The 25,023-nt window shown below is 49.5% G+C and carries 22 protein-coding genes; 10 read left to right on the forward strand and 12 right to left on the reverse strand.

The features are described from left to right. Window positions 1-4 precede the first annotated feature (4 nt). Window positions 5-3,055: a hypothetical protein gene (locus SD10_RS02675; protein ID WP_148562374.1), complete on the reverse strand. Its 3,051-nt coding sequence runs from the start codon at window positions 3,053-3,055 to the stop codon at window positions 5-7. A 538-nt stretch (window positions 3,056-3,593) separates the two neighbouring features. Between SD10_RS02675 and SD10_RS02680 the strand changes: the two genes are divergently transcribed. The 4 genes from SD10_RS02680 (at window position 3,594) to SD10_RS02695 (ending at window position 10,391) form a co-directional block, all read left to right on the forward strand. Next, window positions 3,594-6,635 carry a SusC/RagA family TonB-linked outer membrane protein gene (locus SD10_RS02680; RefSeq protein WP_082111496.1) on the forward strand — a complete coding sequence of 1,014 codons (3,042 nt, stop codon included), beginning with the start codon at window positions 3,594-3,596 and terminating at the stop codon, window positions 6,633-6,635. 17 nt (window positions 6,636-6,652) lie between these two features. After that, the gene (locus SD10_RS02685; RefSeq protein WP_046375569.1) at window positions 6,653-8,023 is read left to right on the forward strand and encodes a RagB/SusD family nutrient uptake outer membrane protein; all 1,371 of its coding nucleotides are present in this window, start codon (window positions 6,653-6,655) and stop codon (window positions 8,021-8,023) included. A 327-nt stretch (window positions 8,024-8,350) separates the two neighbouring features. Next, complete coding sequence (locus SD10_RS02690) at window positions 8,351-9,649, forward strand: OmpA family protein (protein WP_046375570.1); 1,299 nt, start codon at window positions 8,351-8,353, stop codon at window positions 9,647-9,649. 79 nt (window positions 9,650-9,728) lie between these two features. Continuing rightward, window positions 9,729-10,391 (forward strand): endonuclease III domain-containing protein, encoded by a 663-nt coding sequence (locus SD10_RS02695; protein WP_046375571.1) that lies wholly within the window; start codon window positions 9,729-9,731, stop codon window positions 10,389-10,391. Between the two features lie 154 nt (window positions 10,392-10,545). On the opposite strand, the gene SD10_RS02700 is transcribed toward SD10_RS02695, so the two are convergent. The 6 genes from SD10_RS02700 to SD10_RS02725 form a co-directional block, all read right to left on the reverse strand. After that, complete coding sequence (locus SD10_RS02700) at window positions 10,546-11,076, reverse strand: DUF4468 domain-containing protein (protein WP_046375572.1); 531 nt, start codon at window positions 11,074-11,076, stop codon at window positions 10,546-10,548. Between the two features lie 26 nt (window positions 11,077-11,102). Next, a complete protein-coding gene (locus SD10_RS02705; RefSeq protein WP_046375573.1) occupies window positions 11,103-11,570 on the reverse strand; it encodes a DinB family protein in 468 nt (155 codons plus the stop codon). Further along, window positions 11,570-14,578, reverse strand: a complete 3,009-nt coding sequence (locus tag SD10_RS02710) for a glycoside hydrolase family 3 N-terminal domain-containing protein (RefSeq protein WP_046375574.1) — start codon at window positions 14,576-14,578, stop codon at window positions 11,570-11,572. The genes SD10_RS02705 and SD10_RS02710 overlap by 1 nt, the downstream gene beginning before the upstream one ends. Before the next feature lie 103 nt (window positions 14,579-14,681). Next, window positions 14,682-15,362: a porin family protein gene (locus SD10_RS02715; protein ID WP_046375575.1), complete on the reverse strand. Its 681-nt coding sequence runs from the start codon at window positions 15,360-15,362 to the stop codon at window positions 14,682-14,684. A 140-nt stretch (window positions 15,363-15,502) separates the two neighbouring features. Further along, on the reverse strand, window positions 15,503-15,919 hold the full coding sequence (locus SD10_RS02720; protein ID WP_046375576.1) for a hypothetical protein: 417 nt from the start codon (window positions 15,917-15,919) through the stop codon (window positions 15,503-15,505). A 54-nt stretch (window positions 15,920-15,973) separates the two neighbouring features. Beyond that, on the reverse strand, window positions 15,974-16,576 hold the full coding sequence (locus tag SD10_RS02725) for an RNA polymerase sigma factor (RefSeq protein ID WP_046375577.1): 603 nt from the start codon (window positions 16,574-16,576) through the stop codon (window positions 15,974-15,976). 187 nt (window positions 16,577-16,763) lie between these two features. Between SD10_RS02725 and SD10_RS02730 the strand changes: the two genes are divergently transcribed. Beyond that, a complete protein-coding gene (locus SD10_RS02730) occupies window positions 16,764-17,042 on the forward strand; it encodes a hypothetical protein (RefSeq protein WP_046375578.1) in 279 nt (92 codons plus the stop codon). A gap of 44 nt (window positions 17,043-17,086) precedes the next feature. Then, the gene (locus SD10_RS02735; protein ID WP_046375579.1) at window positions 17,087-17,416 is read left to right on the forward strand and encodes a hypothetical protein; all 330 of its coding nucleotides are present in this window, start codon (window positions 17,087-17,089) and stop codon (window positions 17,414-17,416) included. A gap of 60 nt (window positions 17,417-17,476) precedes the next feature. Here SD10_RS02735 and SD10_RS02740 read toward each other — a convergent pair whose 3' ends face one another. The 5 genes from SD10_RS02740 to SD10_RS02760 all read right to left on the reverse strand — a co-directional run bounded on the left by SD10_RS02740 (window position 17,477) and on the right by SD10_RS02760 (window position 21,673). Continuing rightward, window positions 17,477-18,670, reverse strand: a complete 1,194-nt coding sequence (locus SD10_RS02740) for a DUF748 domain-containing protein (protein ID WP_046578970.1) — start codon at window positions 18,668-18,670, stop codon at window positions 17,477-17,479. Window positions 18,671-18,801: 131 nt separating this feature from the next. Then, window positions 18,802-19,581: a pentapeptide repeat-containing protein gene (locus SD10_RS02745; protein ID WP_046375580.1), complete on the reverse strand. Its 780-nt coding sequence runs from the start codon at window positions 19,579-19,581 to the stop codon at window positions 18,802-18,804. 184 nt (window positions 19,582-19,765) lie between these two features. Continuing rightward, window positions 19,766-20,113 (reverse strand): hypothetical protein, encoded by a 348-nt coding sequence (locus SD10_RS02750; protein WP_046375581.1) that lies wholly within the window; start codon window positions 20,111-20,113, stop codon window positions 19,766-19,768. 96 nt (window positions 20,114-20,209) lie between these two features. Beyond that, window positions 20,210-20,998: a PD-(D/E)XK nuclease-like domain-containing protein gene (locus SD10_RS02755; protein WP_046375582.1), complete on the reverse strand. Its 789-nt coding sequence runs from the start codon at window positions 20,996-20,998 to the stop codon at window positions 20,210-20,212. Between the two features lie 36 nt (window positions 20,999-21,034). After that, window positions 21,035-21,673, reverse strand: coding sequence for a hypothetical protein (locus tag SD10_RS02760; protein WP_046375583.1), 639 nt, complete (start codon window positions 21,671-21,673; stop codon window positions 21,035-21,037). A gap of 255 nt (window positions 21,674-21,928) precedes the next feature. Here SD10_RS02760 and SD10_RS02765 point away from each other — a divergent pair, with 255 nt between their 5' ends. The 4 genes from SD10_RS02765 to galU all read left to right on the forward strand — a co-directional run bounded on the left by SD10_RS02765 (window position 21,929) and on the right by galU (window position 24,995). Then, window positions 21,929-22,291 carry a transcriptional regulator gene (locus SD10_RS02765; RefSeq protein ID WP_046375584.1) on the forward strand — a complete coding sequence of 121 codons (363 nt, stop codon included), beginning with the start codon at window positions 21,929-21,931 and terminating at the stop codon, window positions 22,289-22,291. Between the two features lie 123 nt (window positions 22,292-22,414). Further along, window positions 22,415-22,900 (forward strand): hypothetical protein, encoded by a 486-nt coding sequence (locus SD10_RS02770; protein WP_046375585.1) that lies wholly within the window; start codon window positions 22,415-22,417, stop codon window positions 22,898-22,900. 155 nt (window positions 22,901-23,055) lie between these two features. After that, a complete protein-coding gene (locus tag SD10_RS02775; protein ID WP_046375586.1) occupies window positions 23,056-24,051 on the forward strand; it encodes a mevalonate kinase family protein in 996 nt (331 codons plus the stop codon). Window positions 24,052-24,131: 80 nt separating this feature from the next. After that, window positions 24,132-24,995 carry a UTP--glucose-1-phosphate uridylyltransferase GalU gene (gene galU, locus SD10_RS02780; RefSeq protein ID WP_046375587.1) on the forward strand — a complete coding sequence of 288 codons (864 nt, stop codon included), beginning with the start codon at window positions 24,132-24,134 and terminating at the stop codon, window positions 24,993-24,995. Window positions 24,996-25,023: the final 28 nt, after the last annotated feature.

Raw genomic sequence — 25,023 nt, forward strand, 5'->3', positions numbered from 1 at the left:
CTTGTTAATTACAATTGGTGCTTATAGGGGAAGTTGAATTATCTGCAACAGTGATTTTAGTGCCATATGCAGCTTTATTTTCACGCAGATCTTGACCCAAGTCAGCAGGATTATATCCTTGGCCGAGCGGTCCAATATAACCTTTACCATTAGGAAGTGATATATAAGGAGAAATGATATTACAGGCAAACGTAGTGCAATTATTATCCACTAAATTATACTTTGGATTACCTAGATTTTTCACATAATAGATAACGTTCTTAAAGTCATATGCTGATAGATCAGCTTTTAAAGCCACATCGTAACGAGTGCCTCCGTCATCGCCCCAAACACTTTCTGTAGAGATACCTGTTGCAGCAATCCACTCAGTCTGTACATAATAGCCCACGACTAGTCTTATGACTTGGCCAGTAGAAGAGTCGTAACGTTCAAAGCCTAAATAAGTGTGTCCTGGCCTTCTATAAGGTTCACTAGGATTGAAATTTGCTATTTCTCTCGTCCCATTAACAGGCTGGTCAACGTACAATGTTATACTGTATTTGTATTTTGAATCGTCAGGTACTGTGCCGAAACAGTTGAGTTTTTGAGAGATATTTATTGGACGTGTTGGGCCAGCTAAAACATAGTTACTTAGAAAATATTGATCGCTTAAATTTTTTAAATCAGGAAAATCCTTCCAAGTGGGTGGCCGGTTGGAAGGGTCTCCAGGAGGAACAATATTTGGATTATTACAGTCACTTGGTGTAGCCATGGGTGATTGGGTAATATTTCCTGTAGGTGATATATCATTAGCAGGTACGACTTTGATCGTTAAACTATGACCATGTTTATAGCCATCGGGAATACCCCATATGAATCCGCAGTCGAGAGGGATATTAGGATTGTTATTATAGGCTTGCCGCACATCCGGTCGTGATACCGTATTAGCTCTTATTGTAGCAGCTTTTGAAAAACGACCATATATGTCAGAAATGTAAATATCTAGGTTCGCATATCCACCATTTTTAGCATAAGCCCAGCCACTAATTTTTTCACAATCAACTACATCCAGGATAGCTACCGTTGGAACAGGTTGATTACTGGAAGTAATGTCTGTAGTAGGGTTTGTGTTAGGCGTACCACCGCTACCATTACCGGGATTATTTCCTGCTGGTGTTTCAGGATTAGTGGCTGGAGGAATGTCAGGACCAGGTGATGTGGTTGGTGTGTTATCTGGACTACCGCCTGTTCCACCACTCTGACCTCTAGGGTTACAAATTGGATATCCCCATTTGGTTTTCTTCGCTTTAACGACAATTTCAGGGAGATCTCCACAATCTACTGGTTCTTCAGGGTCGCCACTTCTTCTGGCACTAAAGCTAACTTGACCTGACCAAAGCGGATTTGGCGCACCACAAATTTGAACGGCAAGATTATAGTTCTTCGGGTCATATCGTACATTAGCCAAATCGATATTGAATCCGTGATAACGGGCGGCCAGGTTATTGCCAAAAGCACTAACTAAATCAGAACGATCTTCATCAGCTGGTACTGAAGCTACTTTTGTGCCGTTGATGTAAATATCAATGATCACCGTTTTACTCATATTGCTTTCATCCAGCGCCCAGCCATGTATACCTCTTTCATTGGCAATATCGACACTTCCCCGTGGGCTGCTTACCGAGCAGGTGCCTCCTGAGGGAACAACGGGTGGATTCGTCGTTGGTGTGGTTGGGTTATTAGTTCCCCCTGTGCAACCACTAACCGTTTTGGGAGACCCGCCTATTTCGTTGTTAACTCCGCAGATACGGACGGAGATGGAATGATTCTGACTATTTTTCCAGGGGGCATTGGCCGGGAAGGAGTAACTGAAGCCGTGATAGCGGGCGGCTGAATTGCCAAACGCACCTACCAGATCCTGCCGGTCGCCATTGGCCGTGATGCCTGCATAGGTTTTAACTCCATCTACATAGATGTCGATAAGGACAGGTTGATTCATGTTAGCCTGGTCGAGAGCCCACCCGCCAATACCGTTGCAGTCGGCAAAGTCGAAGGCGGCATTGGGGCTGCTTACCGAGCAGGTGCCCGATGGTGGAATAACGGGAGGATTCGTCGTTGGTGTGGTTGGGGGAGTCGATGATGTGTGTGGATCACTGGTCGCGAAGCAGCTCAGTTTACTCGCATCAAACCCAGTTGATTGTAGCCAGCTTTGGGGCTTGAAGCCCTGAGAAGGATTCTGATAACTGGCAAACAGAACGCCATTGTAGTAATGGGCGTAGATTTGCTCACCGTACCAACTGAGCAAGAACTGCCCTTCGGTAAAGCCACAGTTGGTCGTAGGGGGATTTGTCGTTGATGTGTGTGGATCATTCACCGCAAAACAGCCTACCTTACTGGCGTCAAAGCCTGTTGCCTGCAACCAGCTTTGAGGTTTGAAGCCCTGGGAAGGGTCCTGATAACTGGCAAACAAGATGCCATTGTAATAATGCGCGTAGATTTGTTCGCCGTACCAATTGAGTAAAAACTGTCCTTCTGTAAAATCACAGTTGGAGGCTAGACGCCCACTCTTACTTTGATCCGCATGATCATCGACGGAAATGAACAATCTGGCTTTTTCGATAAACAGGCTGGTTTCATCCGCATTTCCAGAGCCACGTAGTAATCTGAATTCGCTCTTACTCCCCACTTTAGTAAAGTAGCCTTTCAGGGTGTAGGTTACAGTGGTTTTTGCCGACGATAATTCAGCGCCGATATAATCGCTGTAATTGCCGCCTGTCTGCACAAAGCCGTCGGGCAACAACAGTTTCAAGCGAAAAGCATTGGACCCCTCGGCTGTGAAGAGTAACGCCGGGCTTAGGTTGAGATAATGGGCAGTGATGGTAAATGCAATGTCATCACCCAAAGCAACCTGCTTTTTATCGGCTCTTAGCGTGAACCGAATTGGGTCACTGTCAAAATGGAGAGATACTGATTTAGTATTAGCAAGATAATGCCTGTTTTTGGCAGGCTCATGATTTACTTTTTTGGTGTCGGGTATAGCTGTATCCCCTGTAAATGATAAAAGACTGATTGCCAAAGGTATCGATAAAGACTAAGAAGGCAGGCGGTCAATTTTTAAATAGTTAAGTAACTCTCTAATCATGACTGTTTTTTAGTGATGTGCCGCGAATATATAGATAGATGCATTATTAGTATGCAAAATAACCAATAAAATATATTAATTAGTAGTACAAATAGTAACTATTTACTACTAAAAGTTTAGTAAATTCAATCAGTACCTAAGCTAAAAGCAGTTAAAAAGCAATCTATTCTAAGAATGGACGTAGAGAGAAAGAAAGTTAATCCAAAGTAGGATTATAGAGTAGGAAAGCGTTCGGGAAAGACTACTAGAGAGTTTTCCCCGAACGCTTTCTGTTTGTAACCTTATTGAGAAAGGATATTTGCTTTCTACGTAATAAGGCTGCTGTACAATTGTATTGGTTTACAAACTCGATTCCTAAAAAATAATATGAACTATATTTTAAAATTAGATTATATGATTTTTATGATAAGTCTTGATATTGCAGAACATTGCTTTGTAATTTTGATGTTTTGTAAATTTAATCTATCAACAAATGAGAAATTTTCTACTACTTCTGTTGATCGTCTGGTGTAGCGTTCTAAGCATTAGCGTCAGTGCCCAGCAGGAGCGTCGAGTGACAGGAAAAGTCAGTTCGGCCGAAGATGGGTCCGCATTACCAGGCGTATCTGTCGTTGCTAAAGGAACGACGAAGGGCACGCAAACCGATGCCGACGGTAATTACTCGATTACCCTGCCAGCCAATATTGGAACGCTGGTGTTCAGCTTTGTCGGGGTTGTCACGCAGGAGGTGGCCATCGGCAATCGGTCTGCCGTGAATGTGACATTGAGCAACGATACCCGTTCGCTCGATGAGGTGATTGTCACGGGGTATGGTGCCCAGTCGAAGCGTAACCTGACCGGCAATATTGCTAAAGTAGGCTCTCGGGATATTGAAAATATTCCGGTGCCCAGCGTCGAACAGGCGTTGCAGGGTAAAGTAGCGGGTGTACAGATTACCTCGCTGAATGGTAAAGTGGGTCAGGGGCTTCAAATCCGAGTGCGGGGTTCCTCGTCCCTGACGGCCAGTAGCCAGCCGCTGTATGTGATCGATGGTATTCCGATGACCTCCGCCGATCAGTCGTCGACAACGGCGCCCACCAACCCCATTGCCGACTTGAACCCCAACGATATTGAGTCGCTGGAAATCCTGAAAGATGCCTCGTCGGCTGCCATCTATGGCGCGCGGGCTTCCAATGGCGTGGTGCTGATCACGACCAAGAAAGGTCGGGCCGCCAAAACAACTTTTGAAGCATCGGCCCAAATGGGTGCCAGCAACCCTACCCACCTGCGTCAGTGGCTAAATACGCAGCAGTACGTAGAATTGTTACAGGAGGCACGGGCTAACACGAACGCCGTATCGGCGACATCGCTGGCCAACCGATTTACGCGCTATGCCGCTGGCGATCCGGCGGGCTGGCAGGGCGAAAATCCAAAATACAACACCGATTGGCAGCAGGAGGCTTTTCAGAAAGCACCTTCGCAGCAGTATGATCTGAGTGCACGGGGTGGTGATGCAAAAACCCGTTTCTTCATTTCAGGGCAGTATTTCGATCAGAGCGGGATTATTATCAAAAACCGGTTTCGCCGGTTGAGTGGCCGGGTGAATCTGGACCATACGGCTACGGATAAGCTGACGCTGGGGGTGAACTTCAACCTGTCGCACTCGATCAACGACCGTGTATCGAACGATAACGCCTTCTCGACACCGATGCAAATTGTGGCCTTACCTGCCATGACGCCCGTTATTGATCCCCGTACCAGTCAACTGAGTGGTGATTATACGCTGTATTATAATCCGCTCCTGAACCGCGATTATGCTGCCTTGCAGGCGCGTGTGTATCGGGTTATCGGTAACGTTTATGCCGACTATAAACTTCTACCCGGTTTGTCGTTCCGCACTGAATTTGGAACGGACTTACTGAGCCAGCAGGAGGATGAATATTACGGACGGGAAACCCAGCGGAATACAGGCGCTCCAAATGGCCTGGGATCAAATAGTTTCCGGCAGGTGTCCAACTACACGACCAACAACTATTTTTCGTTTGGCCGGACCTTTGCCGAGAAACATGACATAGACGCTACCCTCGGTATGTCCTACCAGGAATCGCGACTGAATCTTAATTCTGTTACGGGGCAGCAGTTTCCGAGTAATGCCTATAAGGAAATTATATCTGCGGGGAAAATCACGGCGGGTGATGGGCAGGAGAGTCGCTTTAGCTTTCTGTCGTATTTTGCCCGGGTAAACTACCGCTTCAATAACCGGTATTTGTTGGGCGTCTCGGGCCGTACTGATGGATCGTCACGGTTTGGTATCAATAACCGGTATGGCTTCTTCCCGGCAGTATCGGCGGGCTGGATTCTGAATGAAGAGTCTTTCCTGAAAAATGTTCGTTCATTAAGCCTCCTGAAATTGCGGGCCAGCTACGGGTTGACAGGAAATGCCGAAATCGGTAATTTCAGTTCATTGGCGTTGTACAGTGCAACGGGTTACGTTGGTGTACCGGGCCAGGCACCTTCGCAGATTCCAAACCCGGATTTGACCTGGGAGAAAACATTGCAAACCGACATCGGCCTTGAGTTTGGTTTCCTCAACAATCGCTTCTCGGGCGAAATCGATTACTACCAGAAAAACACAAGCGGTCTGTTGCTCAATGTGAACGTGCCAGGTTCGTCGGGTTTCCGGACGCAGTTGCGCAACGTCGGTAAGCTGGAAAATAAGGGATTTGAGTTTGTCTTCAACTCCAACAACCTCACGGGTCCGTTTAAATGGACAACCTCGCTGAACATTGCTTATAATAAGAACGTGGTCACTAATTTGGGCGGTACCACCATTACGGGTAGCTTCCTGAACCGGGCGCAGGAAGGTCAGCCACTGGGCGTGTTCGTTGGCCCCGAATACGCTGGTGTGGATGTGCAGAATGGCGACGCGCTCTATTACAAGAACGCGACCAAGCCCGATGGTACACTGGATCGCTCGACCACAAATAACTACAACGAAGCTGCTTATGTACCGCTGGGTAGTCCATCGCCCAAGTTTATTGGTGGTATTACCAATACCTTCAACTACATGGGCATCGACCTGAGCATACTGTTCAATGGCCAGTCGGGAAACTACATTTATAACGGTGGTGGTAAATTCCAGTCAGCCAATGGCGATTACTTTGATAACCAGTCGATTGATCAGTTGAATCGCTGGAAAAAACCAGGCGATGTAACCAACGTTCCGCAGGCTCGTTTATACGGCGGCAATGGCACCGGCGAATCGTCCCGATACCTGCAAAAAGGTGATTATGTGCGTCTACGGACTGTTACGCTGGGCTATACCCTGCCCAAAGCGCTCCTTACCCGCATTCATTTAAACCGGGTTCGGATTTTTGCAACGGGACAAAACCTGCTGACGTTCACGAAGTATACGGGTTGGGATCCGGAAGTTAACTCAGATGCCTATACGAGCAATCCCGTTAACCTTGGTATTGATTTTTATTCCGCTCCACAGCCACGTACCATTATCGGTGGGCTACAAATTGGCTTCTAAGCGACCACAAACAACTTATGAGAACGAAACAATCAATCATACTGGCGTCGGTTATGTCGGTTGGCTTATGGCTGGCCTCCTGCAATAGCCAACTGGATATTAAACCGGTAAACTCGGTAGCAACAGGCCAGGCGCTGTCAACGGCGTCTGACCTGAGCGCGTTGCTCGTTGGGGCCTATGATGGCCTGAGTAGTATCAATCTGTATGGCGGGAGCTTGATCCGCGACGGCGAATTGCTGGCTACTGTGCCCTCGACCGGCGATGTAAACTGGACGGGTACCTACGTGGCTCCTCAGCAGATTTATACCAAGAATATATTGGTAAACAACGGGCAGGCCGACCTTACCTGGACAGATGCGTACCGCACGATCAATATCTGCAATACAGTACTGGCAAACCTGAACCTGGCCGCTACGGCCGATCAGCCGCGGATTGAAGGTGAAGCAAAGTTTATTCGCGGCTCCCTGTATTTTGAACTGGTACGATTCTACGCCAGAGACTGGAGTGATGGCGACCCGAATGCCAATCCCGGCGTTCCCATTGTAACCACACCAACGGTCAATCTGGATGCCAACTCGAACGTGGCACGGAGTACTGTGGCGGCTGTGTATGCCCAGGCACTTAAGGATTTGACCGATGCTGAAGCCAAACTTCCCGCAACAAACAGCTTCTTCGCCACGAAAGGCGCGGCTGGTGCACAACTGTCGCGGGTCTATTTGCAAAAAGCAGATTACCCCAATGCGGCTAATGCGGCCAACCGGGTCATTACCAGCAAAACGTATCAGTTGGTCGATATCGAGCAGGTATTTGATACACGCGAATTCCAGAATGGGATCAACACCGATGAAACGATTTTTGCGGTTCAAATCACCGACCAGGACGGGACAAACGACGTCAATACATTCTATGGGTCATCGTCTGAAGGCGGCCGGGGAGATATCGATATAAACGAAAGCTTCCTTCAGCAATTTGAGGCTACTGATGGTCGGGCAAATCTGTTTTATGATGATGACGGTAGTATTCGGACCGCGAAGTTTATCAACCAATATGGCAACATTCAGGTGTTACGGCTGGCTGAAATGTACCTGACCCGTGCCGAAGCCAATTTCCGGGCTGGTACTGCGGTTGGTGATACACCGCTCAACGACATTAATGTCATTCGCAATCGGGCCGGCGCAACGCCCCTGAGCACAGCGCAGTTAACGCTGGCGAATATCCTGAGAGAGCGTCGCCTGGAGCTGGCTTTTGAAGGAACGTACATTCACGATATCAAGCGGACGAAAGGGAGTGTGGGTACATTGCCTTATAACTCGCCCAAACTGATTTTCCCGATTCCCTTGCGGGAAATAACGACTAATCCTGCCCTGTTGCAGAATGCAGGTTATTAAGTATCAAGCTGAAATAGTTTAATAGCCATTTTTTGTCATGCTGACGCAGGAAGCACCTTAATCTTAATGCTTGACGTTTAAGATGTTTCCTGCGTCAGCATGACAAAAATAAGCTAATGTATCTGAGCTACCTAATAGCGGTAAGTGAGGTTGTGGAGTTGAGTTCTTAAACCTGACTTTAGAAGAATTGAATAAGGCGTGTTGCGGCTCCAAACCGTGGTACGCCTTATTTGGCTAAAATTGACCTGTTAGGTCGCTATTTATTAAACCATAAACTACCTGGCATAGTCAAACGTTTATACAACAAGTACTTTGTATTCAACGACTATGAGCCGCCAATTACTTACCTGTCTGTTTTTATTGCTGGTTGCCTCAGGTCTACGCGCGCAGGTACAGTTTACAACTGAAAATCCGCGTGTGGATGACATAAACGATCCTGATGTTAGCATTCAGCGCATTGAATTAACGGCACAGTACACCATTGTGTATATGAAGTTTCAGGCCCGAAAAGAGGGCTTCAATGGCCGTTCGTGGCCCTTTGCGATTCCATCTCCCGATGGCCGCCGGGGCGGTGAACTGGAAAGTACGAACAATATCGGGTTTCAGCCAACATCGAGATTATATGTGAATCAGGGGGAGCATTCCTATAAATTTATTCGTGCCGAGAATATCCCGCTCGAAGTCCGCCGGCGCGTGCAACCCGGCGAGCGCGTCGACTTTGTGGCCTATTTCGAACGAATAGACCCTGGCTATACAACGTTCGATTTGTTTGAGTGTAAAGATGGGCGAGGCTTTGTTTGTTTCAATTTCTGGGGAGTTCACATCATCAATCCACTTCGTAAAAATCAGTATTCGCAGCGCACGCCCAAGCCGCCTGTTCAACCCAAACAGCAGCAACCCCGCTACACACCCCGAACAAAACCCGGCATGGGCGAACCCGCCAGCCCTACAGAACCCGCGACACCGGCGCCCGTTCAGCCGAAAGAAACGCCTGCGCCAGTTGCCGTGGCGATTAATGGCATTACCCGCGATGCGAAAACAAAACAACCCATCGGGGCAACCGTTACGTATCGCCTGTTGTCAGGGGCTGAAGCATCGGGCAACGATCCGGCGGACTCTGTACAGAGTGCAACGCCTGGCGGGAAATACAGAATCCCCATTGACCGCCGGGGAGTTTACGCGGTCACGGCGTCGGCAAAAGGCTATTTTAGTCAGAGTGATACCCTGGTAACAAACCGCGTCGATGTTGCGCGCGATTTTGATCTGGTGCCCATTGAAGCAGGGGCTAAAATAACGCTGAAAAACATCTATTTCAATGCGTCGAAGTACGACCTGCAGCCTGAGTCATTTCCAGAACTGGATCGGCTGGTTACGGTGATGCAGACCAATCCAACCATGCAAATCCGGCTCGAAGGCCATACCGATACAGTAGGTGAATTTGACGCCAACGTCGAACTGTCGCGCAACCGCGTCAATGAAGTAAAACGCTATCTGGTTGAAAAAGGCATTCGTGCCAGCCGAATCGAAACCGTCGGGTATGGCCCATCCAGGCCCATTAATACCAACAAAACGCTGAAAGAGCGCCCCGAAAACCGGCGCGTGGAAATGGTCATTGTCAAGGTGTGAAAACCTTATCAGTGGGTTTTCGGTATTTGGTTTATGGGTTATAGTGACAGACCACGATAAACTGAATACCGAAAACCGAATGAAACCTACCTTTGACCTCAACGTTGTTCTGGCACATATCGATGAAGCAATCCGGCCATATCCCAAGGCGGCTATGTTTGATCTGTTCGAGCAGGGGTATAATACGTTATTCGAGCAGCTAATGTCGTGCATTGTGTCGATTCGGACGCTCGACGAAACAACCATTCCTGTATCGCTTCGTTTGTTTGAGCAGGCACGTACGCCCCAGCAACTCCTCAAACTCGATGTGCCGACGCTCACTCAATTGCTATACGGCACAACCTATCCCGATCAGAAAGCTTATACCATGCTGGGTATTGCCGAACGGATCGTGAATGAGTTTGGTGGCGAATTACCTGCCAGTTATGATACCCTAACTTCCTTGAAAGGAGTTGGCCCGAAGTGCGCTAATCTGGCGCTTGGAGTGGCAACGGGAATGGCCGCGATCAGTGTGGATGTGCACGTGCATCGGGTTGTCAACCGCTGGGGTTATGTGCACACCAAGCAACCTGAACAAACGCTGAAGGTGCTGGAAACCCAGGTCCCCCGCGACCAGTGGGTCAATATAAACCGGTTGCTGATGCCCTTTGGTAAGCACATTTGTACGGGTACGTTACCGCATTGCTCAACCTGCCCGGTGCTGCCCTGGTGCGAACAGGTTGGCGTTGACCGACATCGGTGAAACTCCTAATTTCCCTTGGTCCGTGTCCTCACGGACCAGAGAACCGGATAGTTTTTCGCCGGATACAGAACCTCGCCCTGACCGGATGGTGTTGCTGACGCGAATATGGCCCGTGAGGACACGAGCCTGGGAGTAACATCGTTAAACTCGTCTGCTAATTTTCGGTCAACGATTGTTTCAAATTCGCCAGGGTCTCCCGGCAGGCTTTGTCAATTTGTCGATATAACTCAGCCTGATCGGCAGCAATCTGCTCAATCACACGTTTGTCTTTAACCGTACTATCAGCCGCTACAGCCAGTTCGTCAACAGTTGACGTCACGGCACGGACAGGTTGAGTACGGCCATTGTCGTCAATAATCAAATCGGTTATCGTGGCCCGGTATCGACCAAATTTGGTTTCAATTGTTAGGGTATAGCGTACGGATTGGTTGCCAATCGAATAAAAGGTTCTGACAAACAAAATGTTATGCTCCCGGTCATATTGTTGCTCGGCCTCGTTGCCTAAGGGGTAATACCGGGTAGCCCATGAATGGACCTGCTCCATAAGCTGCCGGGCAGTCCGTTTGCTGTCAGGTACGCGTACAAGCTCCTGATATTGAACTTGGCCTACTTCATTAGTTGGTAGCTTTACCTGCGCTAATGCACTGATTGAAACGAATAAAAAGAGAATAAACAAGTATTTCATGGTGAATAAACGTCGGGTAGTCGTTTCTATTTTGCTACTTTTTCTTCCCGCTTCCAGATGATAAAATCCGTTACGGGCGCTTCTTTCACCATGGGCCGGATGAGCTGAACGATCTGGCCCCGGTGGTAAGCCGCATGGTGACTTAGGTGGGTTAAAATGTCAAGCAATGAGCTCTTGTAGGCCACCTCTTTGGTGTTAACGTACTCCATTTGTTCCAGCCATTCGGACTCCTTGAGCGCCAGTACGTGGCTTGCCAACTGGCGGTGCTGCCGTTCGGCCGTTTCACCCATCCAACTCACCGGAATATTTTCCCAAATGGTGATAAAGGTCGACTCATGCATGATCCGGCCATACCAGACATGTTGCGCCGATAAAATATGCCCCATCAGGGCCAGCGCGCGTGCCGGTGGATTGTCGATCTTTTCGAGGGCGTCGATGATGCGCCGATTGGCCCAAAGTTCATAGTCCAGTAGTTGAATCAGGTAATTTTTCATCAGAGTCCACGTTTAGTTGCCTGATAAAGTGCTTCAACAATGTTGGTGCGGGTATTTAAGTTACCAAGTTTAGGGTTATTTCGGGTCGGATAAACCCGATTGCACAAAAATATATACGTCAGGTTGTAGGCGGGGTCTGGTTCGACCCAGACAAACGTGCCTGTGTACCCCGAATGCCCATAACTGGCTTTGGTCGCCGACCGGGGCGCGTTGCCTGTGTAGGTAAACGACGGCTTGTCAAAGCCCAGACCCCGCCGGTTACCCAGCTCCGGAAACTGGTAGCGGGTGAATTCGGCTATTGTTTTGGCCGAAATATACTGCTGGCCCGCGTAGCTGCCTTTCTGTCGATACATCTCGTACACTTTCATTAGGTCGTTGGCATTCCCAAACAAGCCCGCGTGGCCCGACAGCCCGTTGAGCATAGCCGCGCCTTCATCGTGTACGCGTCCCCAAATCAGCGTCTTCCGAAACAGCGAGTCATACTCGGTTGGAACGATCCGGTCCAGTGAATAAAAACGGCGGGGCAAAAAGGTGAGTGTTGTGGCACCAAGCGGCTTATAGAAAGTCGTTTTCAGGTAATCTTCGAAGTTTTCGCCGGTCAATCGCTTCACAATCTGTGGATACAGGATAAACGATAAGTCAGAATAAACATATTCTTTCTTGGCGTTCAGGGGCGAGTCCCGGATTTGCTCAAAAATGGTTTTCGGGTAGCTCTTGAATTCGAACAGACTGTCGGTTACCTCAATGGGGTATCGCGCTGACCGTTCATTCTTGAAGGTTTTCGGCTTCCACGAGCCGTCTGGATTTTTGGTATCCATCCAGAACGGTATAAAGGCTTTGAGCCCAGCCTGGTGCGTTAGTACATCACGCCAGCGCAAATCCGCTTTGTTCGACTTCTTAAAACTGGGTAGATAGTCGGCCATTTTTCCGTCCAGGTTAAACTTCTTGTCGTCCACCAGGTGCATTAACGCTGGGGTGGATGTACTTACCTTCGTAACGGATGCCATGTCGTAGAGGTCATCCAATTGGACAGGCCTTGGTTCGGCGCCGAGCGAGGCATCGTAGGTATGCTTACCGTACGCTTTCCGGAAAATGACCTTGCCATTGCGAGCCATTTGCACTACGCAACCCGGAAACGCGCCCTGCGTCAGCCCCACATTGACCAGCGAATCCACCTGCTGGGTCAGAAACCGGCTGTCGATGCCGACTTCTTCGGGAATGGTGTATTTAAGGCGACCGATGGGCTGAACCGTTATACCGTCGCCCAGCCGGAAGCGCTGATTGACCGTAACGGGCAACTTCCCCGACGCGCCAATGGCGCCAAAAATCAACTGCGCCGATAGCTCTTCGGTAAAGTTGGTTAACTGGTAAGGCATAATGATTGCTCTTGCCTTTTCAACAGTACGGCCGGGCTGGGCGGTATCTGCCGGGAAGGTCAGTTTGTCCAGCGCATACACGTTTCCGAACACCGTCACAATGGCTTTTCCGGTAGCGACTAACTCACTCAGAATACCGGCTGTTTTGGACTGTAGACCGTATTTGACGGCCGGACGAATGCTATTCAGGTGAACATCGACCAGAATCAGGTTATAGTTTTGTAAGGAATCCCGAATCTGAGCCAGCGTAGAATCAGGGGTGCGCGAGGTCAGGTTAAAGTGATCGACCTTTGTATAATTAGCCGCCATTTGCTGAAAAGCCGTGACTTTATCGCTCTCAATGGCCACTGAGGCAATCCGGAGAGTATCCAGTCGCTGTAGCGGTACTATATTCTGGTCATTCTTTAGCACCGTCAGGCTTTTTTCGGTGAGCCTGCGATTGAGCAGTTCATCCTGCACAGAATTAAGATCGTTGACCAGGTTATCCAGCACAACGGGTTTATACTGATCCAGCCCAGCCCAGGCTTTGGCCTGTAATACTTTCAAACAGCGGGCGTCGATAGAGGCCTGGCTGATACGCCCATCAGCGATGGCCTGTTTAACCTGTGCCAGCGCGCTGGGTACATCTTCCGTAAACTCCAGTACGTCCATACCCGCTTCCATCCCAAGCTCATCGGCCTTTCCTGACGGGTAAAATTTTGTTACGCCTTTCATGTTCATGGCGTCGGAAAAGACGAGACCCCGGAAGCCCAGTTCGTTCTTGAGCAGGTTGGTCACAATGGCGGGCGAGAGCGTTGAGGGTCGGTTGCGGGTGGTGTCGAGAGAAGGAATGCTTAAATGCGCAATCATCACCCCTGTGGCGCCCGCTTTGATGAGTTCGCGGAACGGATACAGTTCCAGCGAGTCGAGCTGCGCCCGGCTCTTGCTGATCAGCGGTAAGTCGTAATGGGAATCGGTACCTGTATCGCCATGACCAGGAAAGTGCTTCAGGCTGGTTAGCAACTGATTGTCCTGCATACCGCGCATGTAAGCAAGGGCTTTGCGGGCCACGGCATATTTGTCTTCACCAAAGGAGCGGAAATTAATGACGGGATTGTTTGGGTTATTATTTACATCCACCGAAGGCGCAAAGTTGACGTGCATGCCCAACCGGCGCGCCTGTTTGGCCAAATTGGCCCCCATCTGGTAAATGAGCGAGTCAGAACCAGCACCCTGCATGGCCCCAAGCGTCATCTGGTAGGGGTAGCGAACGGTACTGTCCAGGCGCATGGCAATGCCCCATTCGGCATCCATGGCAATAAGCAGGGGCACGGGTGAGTTAGCCTGAAGGCGGTTCGTTAGCGTAGCCTGCCGAACGGGCCCACCCTGAAACATAACGACGCCACCCAGTTTATTGGTCCGTACCAGCGTAATCAGGGAGTCTTCGTAAGCGGGTCTGCGGTTCGAATAACCGGCCACCATAATCAGTTGGGCGATCCGATCGTCGGGGGCCATGTTCGTAAACACCGAGTCGGCCCAGCAACTTTGGCGGGCATTGAGTTTAAGAAACGTTGAGGGTGTTGTTTGCGCGAAGGTCGAAAAGGACAGTAAAACGCTGAATAAACCGAAAAGAACAGACCGGCAGAAAGGCATGAGAAAGAGAATTGGGTCGTGATAGGCCAAAAATACAAAAAAGTGTCCTCGCTAACTCATTAAATAAGTCTAGCGAGGACACTTGGTAGAAAGCCGAGATCGACTACTTCCGGTACCGGCTTGGGTGTTCGGGGCCAACGCCGAAGCCATAACCGAGGGTCAACGTGATCGTCGAGTTGTTGACGTTCTGGTTGTTATTAAGCGTGATATCGCTCAAGCCATAGCGGTAGCGCGCATCGATCAGAAAACGCTGCCGTTCGCCCAACCCCTTGAAATTGAGCTGGAAACCAGCGATCAGGCCTAAATCCATTGACCGGAATTCGGCGCTGTTATCGAAATCTGGCTGAGCAACTCCCTGCGCTATGTAATTCGTACGTTTTGCATTCAGCTTAAAACCAAACGATGGACCAAAGAAAACGTTGGGTCGGAAATTACCGCTCAGCGTCAGGAAGTAGCGTAGAGCAATTGGGACCTCCAGATAATTAATCCGTTGTTTGAACGAGTTGGCCTGACTATTAGCGGGGTCTGCATATTTAGCACCCATTTGCGAGTAAAGAACATCGCCCGAGATGCCGAAATGGTTCAGGGAACTATACATCAAAAAAGCCCCGGCTGTTACACCCGGCCGCAACGTATAGTCCTTGGCATCCATGCCAAATGTGGATAAATTTAAGCCGACACGTGGGCCTGCACTGAACCGCTGTTGGCCAAAACTGCTTGATAGACAGCTAGTAACGAGGAGAAACGAGAAGATGGTAAAACGTAATGAATTTGCGCGAAACATAGAGAATCCAATAAAGTTGATATGTCCGGTTAACGCCTTACGTTTTATAAATGTTTTATTTGTTTCTAAAGATTATTGAGAGTTTTACCGAAAGGGATAGGAATAGGGTGACGAATGAACCCTGAAAGAGCAACTCGCTTTCACGTTTTCATCATCCCTAATGGCGTACTGCTGAGCGGTCTAGTCATCACCGTTGTGGTTGGTTTTAGAACCGGCTTGACGGGTTGTTTGGGCGCAAAGAATATAAAATAAATTGCCATTGCCAGCATAAACAGAATAGCCGCTGTTGTTGTCGCAATCCAGAGTGGCCAAAGCCGTTTCTGATTCGCCGATGCGTGAATACGCTCATGCAGGGCGTCCCGAAGATCAGCCAGTTGTTCGGTCGTGGGACGGGTAGCTGCATCGGCGGCCGTTTGCTGCATAGCCTCCAGTCCCGCCAGGGCGTCGGCATAAAATGGATTTTCGAGGAGAAGCCGCTCTACGCGATACCGGGCCGGGCCACTTAACTGACCGGCTTGATAGGCCTGTAAATCGGTAAAACTTAGTTGGTCGTTCATGGCAGTAGCGCAGGTGGAAACCCGCTATCAACTAAAAACGAGCTTTCGCCCGCGTTACTTACGCATACAAATTTTCAAATTTCGACGCCCATTTTGCAAATAACTTTTTACCTGTTTCAGGTCGTAGCCCGTTAGCTCGGCTACTTCCGTATAGGTTTTGTGATCCAGGTAAAAGAGCGTCAGGCAGGTTTGCTGTTCGTGGGGCAACGTTTTTAAACACGCTTCCATGGTCGTTAGGTCTTCTTCAAGCTCCGACTTGTCGGCATCATCCGCCGATAGCTGCATAATGGGCTCATCGTCGAGGTCGGCTCCGGTGCCGGTTACCAGCGCGGCTTTGGGGTGCGCCTGCATTTTACGGAGCTGCATCAAACAATAATTGCGGGCCACACTGTGGAGCCAGGGGCCAAACTGCTGTACGTCATGTTTGCGCAGGTCGGTTACCAACTGTTCAAACAGATTCATGACGGCATCTTTGGCCTCATCCTCATCGCGCAGGTAATTAAAGCAAACCGCATAGACCAGGTCCATGTGCTGCTCATAGAGTTCACCCAATACCGCCAAATCGCCGGTAGCCCGATAGGCGGCAATGTAGTCAGCCGGTTCCTTGCGGGAGTGGCCGGAACTGGCCCTGGGCTTACGAAACAGTTTTAGAAACATACACGAACTGGCTGCTTACTCCATAACGATGCAGGAGGAGCCCAAATTCCACATTTGTTTACTGGCAGATTAGACATTGACGGTAAAAGGAACGCTATTTAACCAGGTCATACAATCAATAACTCGCCAAGACTATAACCTATTGTTAGCGCAAGTCGTTACAATCTAATACAAACTCATCGAAATTATGAAACGGTTCTCGTTCAGCCTGTTAGGACTACTGGTTAGCATCAGTGCGTTGGCACAGAGTAATCAGGCTCCAACGATGCAGCAATCGACCTCAACAACGGATACTCGGCAGGCTAATCCAGTTCGGCCAAAAATAAAGCCTGCCAATCGGCAGGAGCGGCTGAAAATGGAAGCGGGTGTAGATTCGACCTTACCCAAAAATCGGAAACAAAAGCGATTGCGGCCCGATTCGCTGCGTCGGGGGGGCGCTACCAAGGTCGATAGTGTTCGCCGGTAAGTTTTGTGTGTAATTTTTTCATTGACCAAACTCAACCAAACGTTATGATTAAAGTATTGCTCGGTGTATTGCTGATGGCTACTCCTGCGCTGGCTCAGACGACACCCCAAACGGCTAAAACAAGTGCGCCGAAATCGGCCTCGGGTTCGGCTAGTTCGGCCAAACCGACCTCGGCTTCAGCGTCTGCACGGTCAAAAAAGCCTATTCCACCTCCATCCATGAAGGATAACCTGGAGAGTAAGGATAATGCAATTCCTACTTACAAGAAAGAGAAGGATGCTGGTGTGCAAAAGGTCCGTTACCGCTACCAACCCCGCCGGACGGAGTCGGGTGCTCGCAAAGATACCCTGATCGATCGGCGCAAGAGCCAATAGAAATGACAACAAACTTTACTGCCCTGTAGCCTGAGGAATCGCCCTGGCTACAGGGCATTTTTATTTCTTTTTCTCTTTTTTCTCAGCCTTACGCTTTGCCCGCTTCGCCTGCCGTTCGGCTTTTCGCTCGGCTCGTTTCTCTTTCCGCTCCGCTTTACGTTCGGCCCGCTTGGCCTTAAAGTCGTCTTTAAAGCTTTTGACCGCATCCTGCAGCGTGATATTGTTATCGAATTCACCCTTGAACGCTTCGATATACGCGTTGCGCAATACACCGAAAATAGTTGGCCAGGTGGCGGTTTTAATATCATCGATGGTGCCATTGAGCGGAATACGCGTGGCTACCTGATCGCGCTTTTGATTTTTAAAAATGGCCGTTCCCGCCTGTGCAACCAGCTCTGTAAAAAACTTTCCGATAGATCGGCCCTCGTGTTCGTCAAGCTTGAAGATCTGCATGCCCTTCGTGAGTGGCTTCAGATAGCCATTGAGTTTGCTGTTGAGCATGGCCATCTCGCTGTATACACTGACGGTTCCGCGCTCGAAATCAAGGTTGGCATAGTGACGGGCGAGAGGATTAAGTTTTACTAGCTGCAGGTCGCTGAACCGAAGTTTGTAATCAAAATCTGGTACTTCTTTCAGCAGGTTCATGTTGGCGTAGAAATTCATGGTGCCTCCATAACCCGGCACATCTCCCGACGCTTCGACCGGTGAAGGCAGCTTGTTATTCTTGTCTTCTACGTTCCGGATATTCCGAATTTCTCCCTGAAATTTCTGGATAGACAAATCGGCCCGGGGTTGGGTGACCAGACTTGTCAGATTGACCTTACCGTTGATAACCGCGAACCGGTTGATGCTGATGGGCAGCAGTTTTTTCAGGTAAACAGTCCAGTCTACATCGGCTCCAGTTTGGTTACTGGATTCCGTATCACTAAAAGCGAAGTTAATTTTCGGCTCGTAGCATTCGACCTCGCTAACCAGTTTCCCTTTGAAGAGCGACTTCCACTCGACCGATAAATCGGTTTTAGGGATAAAGACAAAGGGCTCTTTTAGCTTGCCATTGATTTTACGAATGTTCAAGTTGTCGAGTTGGTAGGCGCCCCGGATAAGCTGGATATCGATGTCATCGACATGGCCCGTGTAACTCCCCATATCGGCTAATGTTTTATTGACATACCGCAACACGAAATAAGGTAGCAATAACCGGGCGATGATCAGGAGTACGACAAGCGCAAGTATAATTTTTGTTGTTCGTTTCAAAACGTTGACTGACTTGGTGTAACGTTTTGATAAACACGTAATCATACAAATGGTTGGCTCGGTTGCCGGACTTTAAGTTAAAGTCCGGCAACCGAGCCAACCAGGCTTCTATTGTCTTGTATGGTTAGGCACTACCGTCCATTCGGAGAGAACCGGCGCCCATCGAGGGTTGTGTATTTGAAATCAGTAGACCCATTGAACCGGGTATCGTCGAAGTTGGTGCCTCGGGGCAGATGTGTATATTTAAAGTCGGCGTTGCTACTGAAGCGGGCCTGGCTGAAATCGACGCGCTCATCGAATTTGGTGTATTTAAAGTCGGCATATCGCTCGAAGGCTACCCTCCGAAACGACGATGACTCATCGAATTTGGTGTATTTAAAGTCGGCATACTCCCGGAAGGTCGAACCGCTGAAATCGGCCTCATTACGAAATCTGCTGTACTTAAACAAAGCCCCATCCTGAAAATTGTTATCGGTAAAAATCGCGCGCTGGCTGAAAGTCGAATACTTGAACGCAGCATCGTTCGTAAACTGGCAACCTTCGATGGTAACGGCTTCGGTGAAGTCCGTGTTATAAACTTTATTGCTCATGTTCAGGAGTTTTCGTTCTTCCTGTTGCTCTGTCCGGTAGGCTAGAAATTTGCCCTTGAAGGTACAGTTCTTAAAGGTTAACGGAACATCAACTGTACTCAGGAACTCCTGCGATTCACCTTTCCAGTTACCCTCGCGGACTTCTTTTCGATTCGCCAGGCTGGTCAGGTCAAGATCGCCGGTGATGGTGGTATTTTGATAAGAAACCGCTTCCCGGCGATTGATTTTGGCCATAATATCGCTGGCACTAACGGTCGTCTGAGCCAGAGTTGGGGCCATCGCAAGGCAGGCGAGCAGGAACAAAAGGAGGCTAGTTTTCATGCGTTTGTATCGGTCTTGTGCTTGATTTTCACTAAAGATGCAAAGGCAGGGTAAAAGGTTGCGTGATCATAAAATAATACGGCCAAACCGGTTCTAGGTTTGGCCGTATTGATGACATAAACGAGAGGGGTAACTCTATATGTTTTACGGTTTCCAGGCGGGAACCGCCTGGGTAAGCTATAGCTTAATCCAGCCACATCACTTTGTCATACGCCACTTCATAGTCCAGCTCTTCCAGAGCTATTAACCCCGCGAAGTGGCCAGTCTCGTCGGTCTGGACGGCATTCCATAACCCCGACGCATCGCGCAGAAGCAGCCGGTAGCCATACAGCGGATGGAGCGTATCGGCATCAGTTCTATGGTCCCAGCCCGTCTGGAGTTCAATGGCAAAGGCAATGCGGTCCATAACCTCACTCATCTGCCCTGCCAAACTATCGGCTCCATCCAATTCTTCAATCCACAGCACCAGCCCATCGGTTCCCCAATCGAAATGGAGATCAGTAGGGGTGAGGGTGATGATCGATGCGTTCATAACGGTTTGTTGTTTGTAGGAATTTGGTTTAAGGTTGGCTGATGCATGTTTATCTGATACGTCAACCAACCGTCAACCACAAATCGTAAACTTCTTTTAAGCACTCATACTCCAGGCGGGTGCCGCCAGCGTTTCGGCTGTCTGCTCGTCGCGCCATTTGCGGAGCCAGAAGCGGTACTTCTTCCGGCCATAATCAATAAAGCCCGGAATGGAGGTCGCATCGACGGCAAAGAGCCGATATGGGCTTTGTTTCATGATACCAATAAATACAAAGCGAAACTGCTTCGTCGTGCTCCACTCGCGTCCGTCGGCATGGCGCAGGCTGTCCACATAAAAAGCGGCCTGGCGATCGTAATCATAGGTGTAGCATGATTCCAGAAACTGGGCCTGCGTGCGGGCCGACGTTGTTTTTAGGTCGATTACCATCGCATTTCGGCGTTTGGGGCTGGTATAGACCATATCCAATCGCGCCTTGCAGGCGATACCGGTTGTTGGTTCTGTCGAAAGCACAATGCGCTCTCGCTCCGACAGCCGCAGATACCGTCGGCAAAAGCCATCCTGTCGGATCGTCTGCATTAGCGTATGCAGTTGTTTGGTTTGGGCCGGAGCAAGTCCATCAGGCCGTAGGGCTGGGTCCATCATGTCGGGCAGAAACTGCGACAAAACCGTACCGACCGTTTCGGGTTCGAGTAAATGCTGGTGGAACGCCCGCCCAAACGCCTTGGTCTTTTCGGGAATGAACCGCGCCGAGGGCACCGACCAGTAGCCCAGATGCTCTTCTTTCAGTCGGGTCAGGTCAGAGTTCGATACACGCGGCAATGCCCGGTAATCGTCACCGGGCATTATGAGCGGTTGGGAAAATGGTGTTAACAATTGAGAAATCATAAGCGAAGGAGAAACGTTGAATGAAACGATCACAAACTACCCGGCCGCCAGCAAGGCAGGCTCTTCTACGGGGTTTATGAAGGGGTTGTAGTAGTTCATGGCCGTCTTGATGTTGGCAATGTCTGTCAGCGTTTCCTGGCGGAACACCTTAACCTCCTGCGCAAACTGTTTCAACTCTTTCGTCTTCTCAACGTCAGCCATCTTATAGGTGAAGTTGGCGATATAGTACACGCCTTTTGGCTGAATTTTGTTATTCTCTTTCTTCTCGGCAACGGCTGTAATGACCACATCGGCCAGTGTCAGGTCGTCATAATAAAGGGGTTCGATCAACCGAAAAATGTTGTCGACCGAGTAGCCGTGAAATAACACCGCCGATACGCAGTTCTTCTCGTCGATAAAGAAAATCTCCGCCCAGTTTTTGGTGCCCATATTCAGGATGTTGTCCGTGAAAATGCGCCAGGCAATTGGCTGAAACGTGAGGGTGCGCCCCAGTTTCTCACTTCCGTTGATATTGAACACACCTTCCTTGGCATCGAACCGATATTGACGGGGATGGCCCTCCAGATATTTGTATTTATTGACGACCTCGCCAGTCAACTCGTGAATCTTTTGGTACGGTTTAAGTTCATTACCGCTTTGAATTGTCTCGATTTGGCTTTTGTTTTGTGTGTTCATTAGTATTTGTTGTTTACTGTTCAAGCAGGGGGCCCATTTTGAGGTCCCTTTTGCCTTTTTAAGGCCTTGCGTTTACTGATTTAAATTTACATACTTTTGTGTAAAAAAACAACCCCGTTTTATAAGTATTCTTAAGGCTGTAGAAGGCTGTTTTCTGGTTTTTCAGAGAACATTTAGGCTGATTTGACGTCGCCCAACCCAGCCTATTTAGAACGCCTTCTTTTTGGCGTATTCTTACATACAAATCTGTAAATTATGACGATCAATCTACGCCTTCAGCAACTCATCGACTCGCTCGACATTAGTGTGCTCGAATTCGCCCGGCAACTAGGCGAACACCGGGGCGAGAAAGTTTATCATATTTTACACGGTCGGCTGAAACCTCGTTACGATACACTCGAAAAAATTCTGGCGGCCTATCCGCAGGTCAACGGCGACTGGCTGCTACGGGGCGAGGGCCTGATGTTTAAAGCGCTCAATTCGCCTTCAGCGGCTATCACAACCGAAGAGCGGTTGCGGAACATGGAGTTCCTGCTGTTTCAGCTTACGGAGCGCGTGGCGCTGCTACAACAAACCAACGACCAGCTTCTGGCAGAGATAAAGGGGCAGCGGGAATAGCCGAACAAAAGGAAGAGGCTGTTGGTCAGGGTGGCTGCCTGCTATCGCTTCGGCTTCGTTGCGTTACGCCCTTTCCAAACAACCGCCCTCCTTTCGGGTTATAGTCTGAAAACACTTAACGCTATGGCAACTACATCACCATTCGACCCGGATAAACTAGATCCTGAATTTTATTCCCGTGACCCCAACCAGCATGGCGATTCCGATTACGGTCGTGAGTCGGAAGGCGTTGGGAATAATTCATACAGAGATGCAACGTCGGGCCTGGATATGGAAACGGAAAACCTGAACATAACGAAGGATACCCGCGTGGCACACGAAGGCGAAGGCCGGGTGGGTGAACCCAAAGGCGAAAGCCTGGGTGGAACCCAGGAATGGGACGTTGACGCCGACGCTATTTCCGACCAGCCTAAGGGTCGTATGATGAGTGACGAGGCAGCCAGAAAACTGGGCGAAGTAGCCGAGAATCCATCCGATGATGCGCTTTTACACCGTTCGGACGCCACTTACCTCGAAGAGGGAGACAGGCCTGGTGAGGGTTATGATCCGCATAACGTAGGTTATGACGGTAAGGAAAAAACAGATGTCTCGAAAGAAGATACGCACTAAGTTCCGAGACGATCAAACGATAAAAAAAGCGACCCGGAGAGCATCCGGGTCGCTTTTTTTATCGTAAGACGGCACCGCTCATCTTTATCCTGCTGATTCTTTCGTAAACTTGTCGTTTAATTATTTAGCCAGCGGACACTTGATCCGCTACTGATTTGCTCATCGAAACCCGTGCCTATGCCCGGGCGGGACTACTTGGCAACCCGTCCGATGGATTTTTTGGGAAGACCATTGCCATTTCTGTGCGCAACTTTGGAGCGTCTGTGACGCTTTATCCCTCACCCGAACTGCATATTGAGCCGCAGTTGCAGGATACCAACGTGTTCCGTAGTTTATACCACCTGCGCGATTCGGTCAGCACGTTGGGTTACCATGGCGGTGTTCCGCTATTAAAAGCGGCCATCAAGAAATTTTCCGAATATTGCGAAGCCGAACACATCCGGCTGCCGAACCAGAATTTTTCAATTCGCTACAACACGTCTATTCCCCGCCAGGTTGGCCTTTCGGGCTCCAGCGCCATCATTGTCGCCACCTTCCGGGCACTCATGCAATTTTACGGCGTTGAAATTCCACAGCCGATCCTGCCTAATCTGGTACTGGCTACGGAAGCTGAAGAGCTGGGCATTACGGCTGGGTTGCAGGACCGCGTGATTCAGTGCTATGAAGGCTGCGTCTACATGGATTTTGACCGGGATATCATGGAACGCCAGGGCTATGGCCAGTACGAACCGCTCGATTCCCGCTTGCTGCCTAAACTATACATTGCCTACAACACGGATCTGGGCAAGCAATCGGGTCGGGTGCACAACGACGTTCGGGCGCGATGGCTCAAAGGAGAGCCCGTTGTGGTTGAGACCATGAGCGCCATTGCCGATGTGGCCCGCGAAGGCCGGGAAGCGATGCTTCGCCAGGACGGAAAAGCCCTGAATGAATTGGTTAATCGTAATTTCGATCTGCGGGCACAGATATACAACATCACCGACCGCAACCGAAGTTTGATTGAAGCCGCCCGTGTCTGCGGGGCATCGGCTTCGTTCACCGGCTCGGGGGGCTCAATCATCGGTCTTTACCGCGATGATGCCATGCTAAACCGGCTTTTTGTGGAATTAAAGAAAATCAATGCACGCGTTATCAAACCCTATGTAGTTTAATTTTGAATGTCTGAATGCCTGAATGATAGAATAGCTGACGCGCACATCATTCAGACATTCAGACATTCAATCATTCAAAAATGATAAAGAAAGCCGTTATCCCCGCTGCCGGTCTCGGAACCCGGTTTCTGCCCGCCACAAAGGCGCAGCCCAAAGAAATGTTGCCCATTATTGACCGCCCTACCATTCAGTACGTGGTGCAGGAAGCCGTTGACTCGGGTATCGAAGATATTCTGATTATTACGGGAAAAGGGAAGCGGGCGATCGAAGACCATTTTGATCGTAACTACGAACTGGAAACCCGACTCGAAGAGAAGGAAGATCAGTTACTGCTGGATGAGATGCGTCGTTTGTCGGACATGGCGAACCTGCATTACGTTCGCCAGCGGGAACTCAACGGACTTGGGGATGCCATTCGTTATGCCCGGCACCATGTTGGAAATGAGCCGTTTGCAGTACTGCTGGGCGATACCATCATGGACTCGGTTATTCCTGTCACACAGCAACTCATTGATACCTATGCCCAGTTTGGTGGCTCAGTCATTGCTGTTGAAGAGGTGCCTCACGACAAAGTAAACCGCTACGGAATCGTAGGAGGGAAGTCGTTGAGTGATCGGATATTTGAACTGGATACGCTGGTCGAAAAACCATCCATCAGCGAGGCCCCATCGAACCTGGCCATTGCCGGACGCTACATTCTGACGCCCGAGATTTTTGCCATGCTGGAGCAAACGCCGGTTGGGAAAAACAATGAGATTCAACTGACCGACGCAATGCTGCTGTTGTTGAAACGTGAGAATCTTTACGCACATCGCATTGAAGGCAAACGCCATGATATCGGCAATAAACTGGACTTCCTGAAAACAACGGTTGAGTTTGCCCTCAAACGACCCGAGTTTGCGGGGCCGTTTCGCGCGTTTCTCGAAGAAATCATTAAGAAGTAAAACGAAGAAGGCCCCGCGATGAGCGGGG

The organism is Spirosoma radiotolerans, assembly GCF_000974425.1.
In the GTDB taxonomy this organism is placed as follows: Bacteria; Bacteroidota; Bacteroidia; order Cytophagales; family Spirosomataceae; genus Spirosoma; species Spirosoma radiotolerans.

What these genes read in the sequence shown, in the direction of transcription:
- SD10_RS02735 (WP_046375579.1), top strand. Translation starts at nt 17,087, where the DNA reads ATGATTAAAGTATTGCTCGGTGTATTGCTGATGGCTACTCCTGCGCTG.
- SD10_RS02755 (WP_046375582.1), bottom strand. Translation starts at nt 20,998, where the DNA reads ATGATTTCTCAATTGTTAACACCATTTTCCCAACCGCTCATAATGCCC.
- SD10_RS02695 (WP_046375571.1), top strand. Translation starts at nt 9,729, where the DNA reads ATGAAACCTACCTTTGACCTCAACGTTGTTCTGGCACATATCGATGAA.
- SD10_RS02720 (WP_046375576.1), bottom strand. Translation starts at nt 15,919, where the DNA reads ATGAACGACCAACTAAGTTTTACCGATTTACAGGCCTATCAAGCCGGT.
- galU (WP_046375587.1), top strand. Translation starts at nt 24,132, where the DNA reads ATGATAAAGAAAGCCGTTATCCCCGCTGCCGGTCTCGGAACCCGGTTT.
- SD10_RS02715 (WP_046375575.1), bottom strand. Translation starts at nt 15,362, where the DNA reads ATGTTTCGCGCAAATTCATTACGTTTTACCATCTTCTCGTTTCTCCTC.
- SD10_RS02710 (WP_046375574.1), bottom strand. Translation starts at nt 14,578, where the DNA reads ATGCCTTTCTGCCGGTCTGTTCTTTTCGGTTTATTCAGCGTTTTACTG.
- SD10_RS02685 (WP_046375569.1), top strand. Translation starts at nt 6,653, where the DNA reads ATGAGAACGAAACAATCAATCATACTGGCGTCGGTTATGTCGGTTGGC.
- SD10_RS02725 (WP_046375577.1), bottom strand. Translation starts at nt 16,576, where the DNA reads ATGTTTCTAAAACTGTTTCGTAAGCCCAGGGCCAGTTCCGGCCACTCC.
- SD10_RS02730 (WP_046375578.1), top strand. Translation starts at nt 16,764, where the DNA reads ATGAAACGGTTCTCGTTCAGCCTGTTAGGACTACTGGTTAGCATCAGT.
- SD10_RS02705 (WP_046375573.1), bottom strand. Translation starts at nt 11,570, where the DNA reads ATGAAAAATTACCTGATTCAACTACTGGACTATGAACTTTGGGCCAAT.
- SD10_RS02690 (WP_046375570.1), top strand. Translation starts at nt 8,351, where the DNA reads ATGAGCCGCCAATTACTTACCTGTCTGTTTTTATTGCTGGTTGCCTCA.
- SD10_RS02750 (WP_046375581.1), bottom strand. Translation starts at nt 20,113, where the DNA reads ATGAACGCATCGATCATCACCCTCACCCCTACTGATCTCCATTTCGAT.
- SD10_RS02760 (WP_046375583.1), bottom strand. Translation starts at nt 21,673, where the DNA reads ATGAACACACAAAACAAAAGCCAAATCGAGACAATTCAAAGCGGTAAT.
- SD10_RS02770 (WP_046375585.1), top strand. Translation starts at nt 22,415, where the DNA reads ATGGCAACTACATCACCATTCGACCCGGATAAACTAGATCCTGAATTT.
- SD10_RS02745 (WP_046375580.1), bottom strand. Translation starts at nt 19,581, where the DNA reads ATGAAAACTAGCCTCCTTTTGTTCCTGCTCGCCTGCCTTGCGATGGCC.
- SD10_RS02680 (WP_082111496.1), top strand. Translation starts at nt 3,594, where the DNA reads ATGAGAAATTTTCTACTACTTCTGTTGATCGTCTGGTGTAGCGTTCTA.
- SD10_RS02700 (WP_046375572.1), bottom strand. Translation starts at nt 11,076, where the DNA reads ATGAAATACTTGTTTATTCTCTTTTTATTCGTTTCAATCAGTGCATTA.
- SD10_RS02765 (WP_046375584.1), top strand. Translation starts at nt 21,929, where the DNA reads ATGACGATCAATCTACGCCTTCAGCAACTCATCGACTCGCTCGACATT.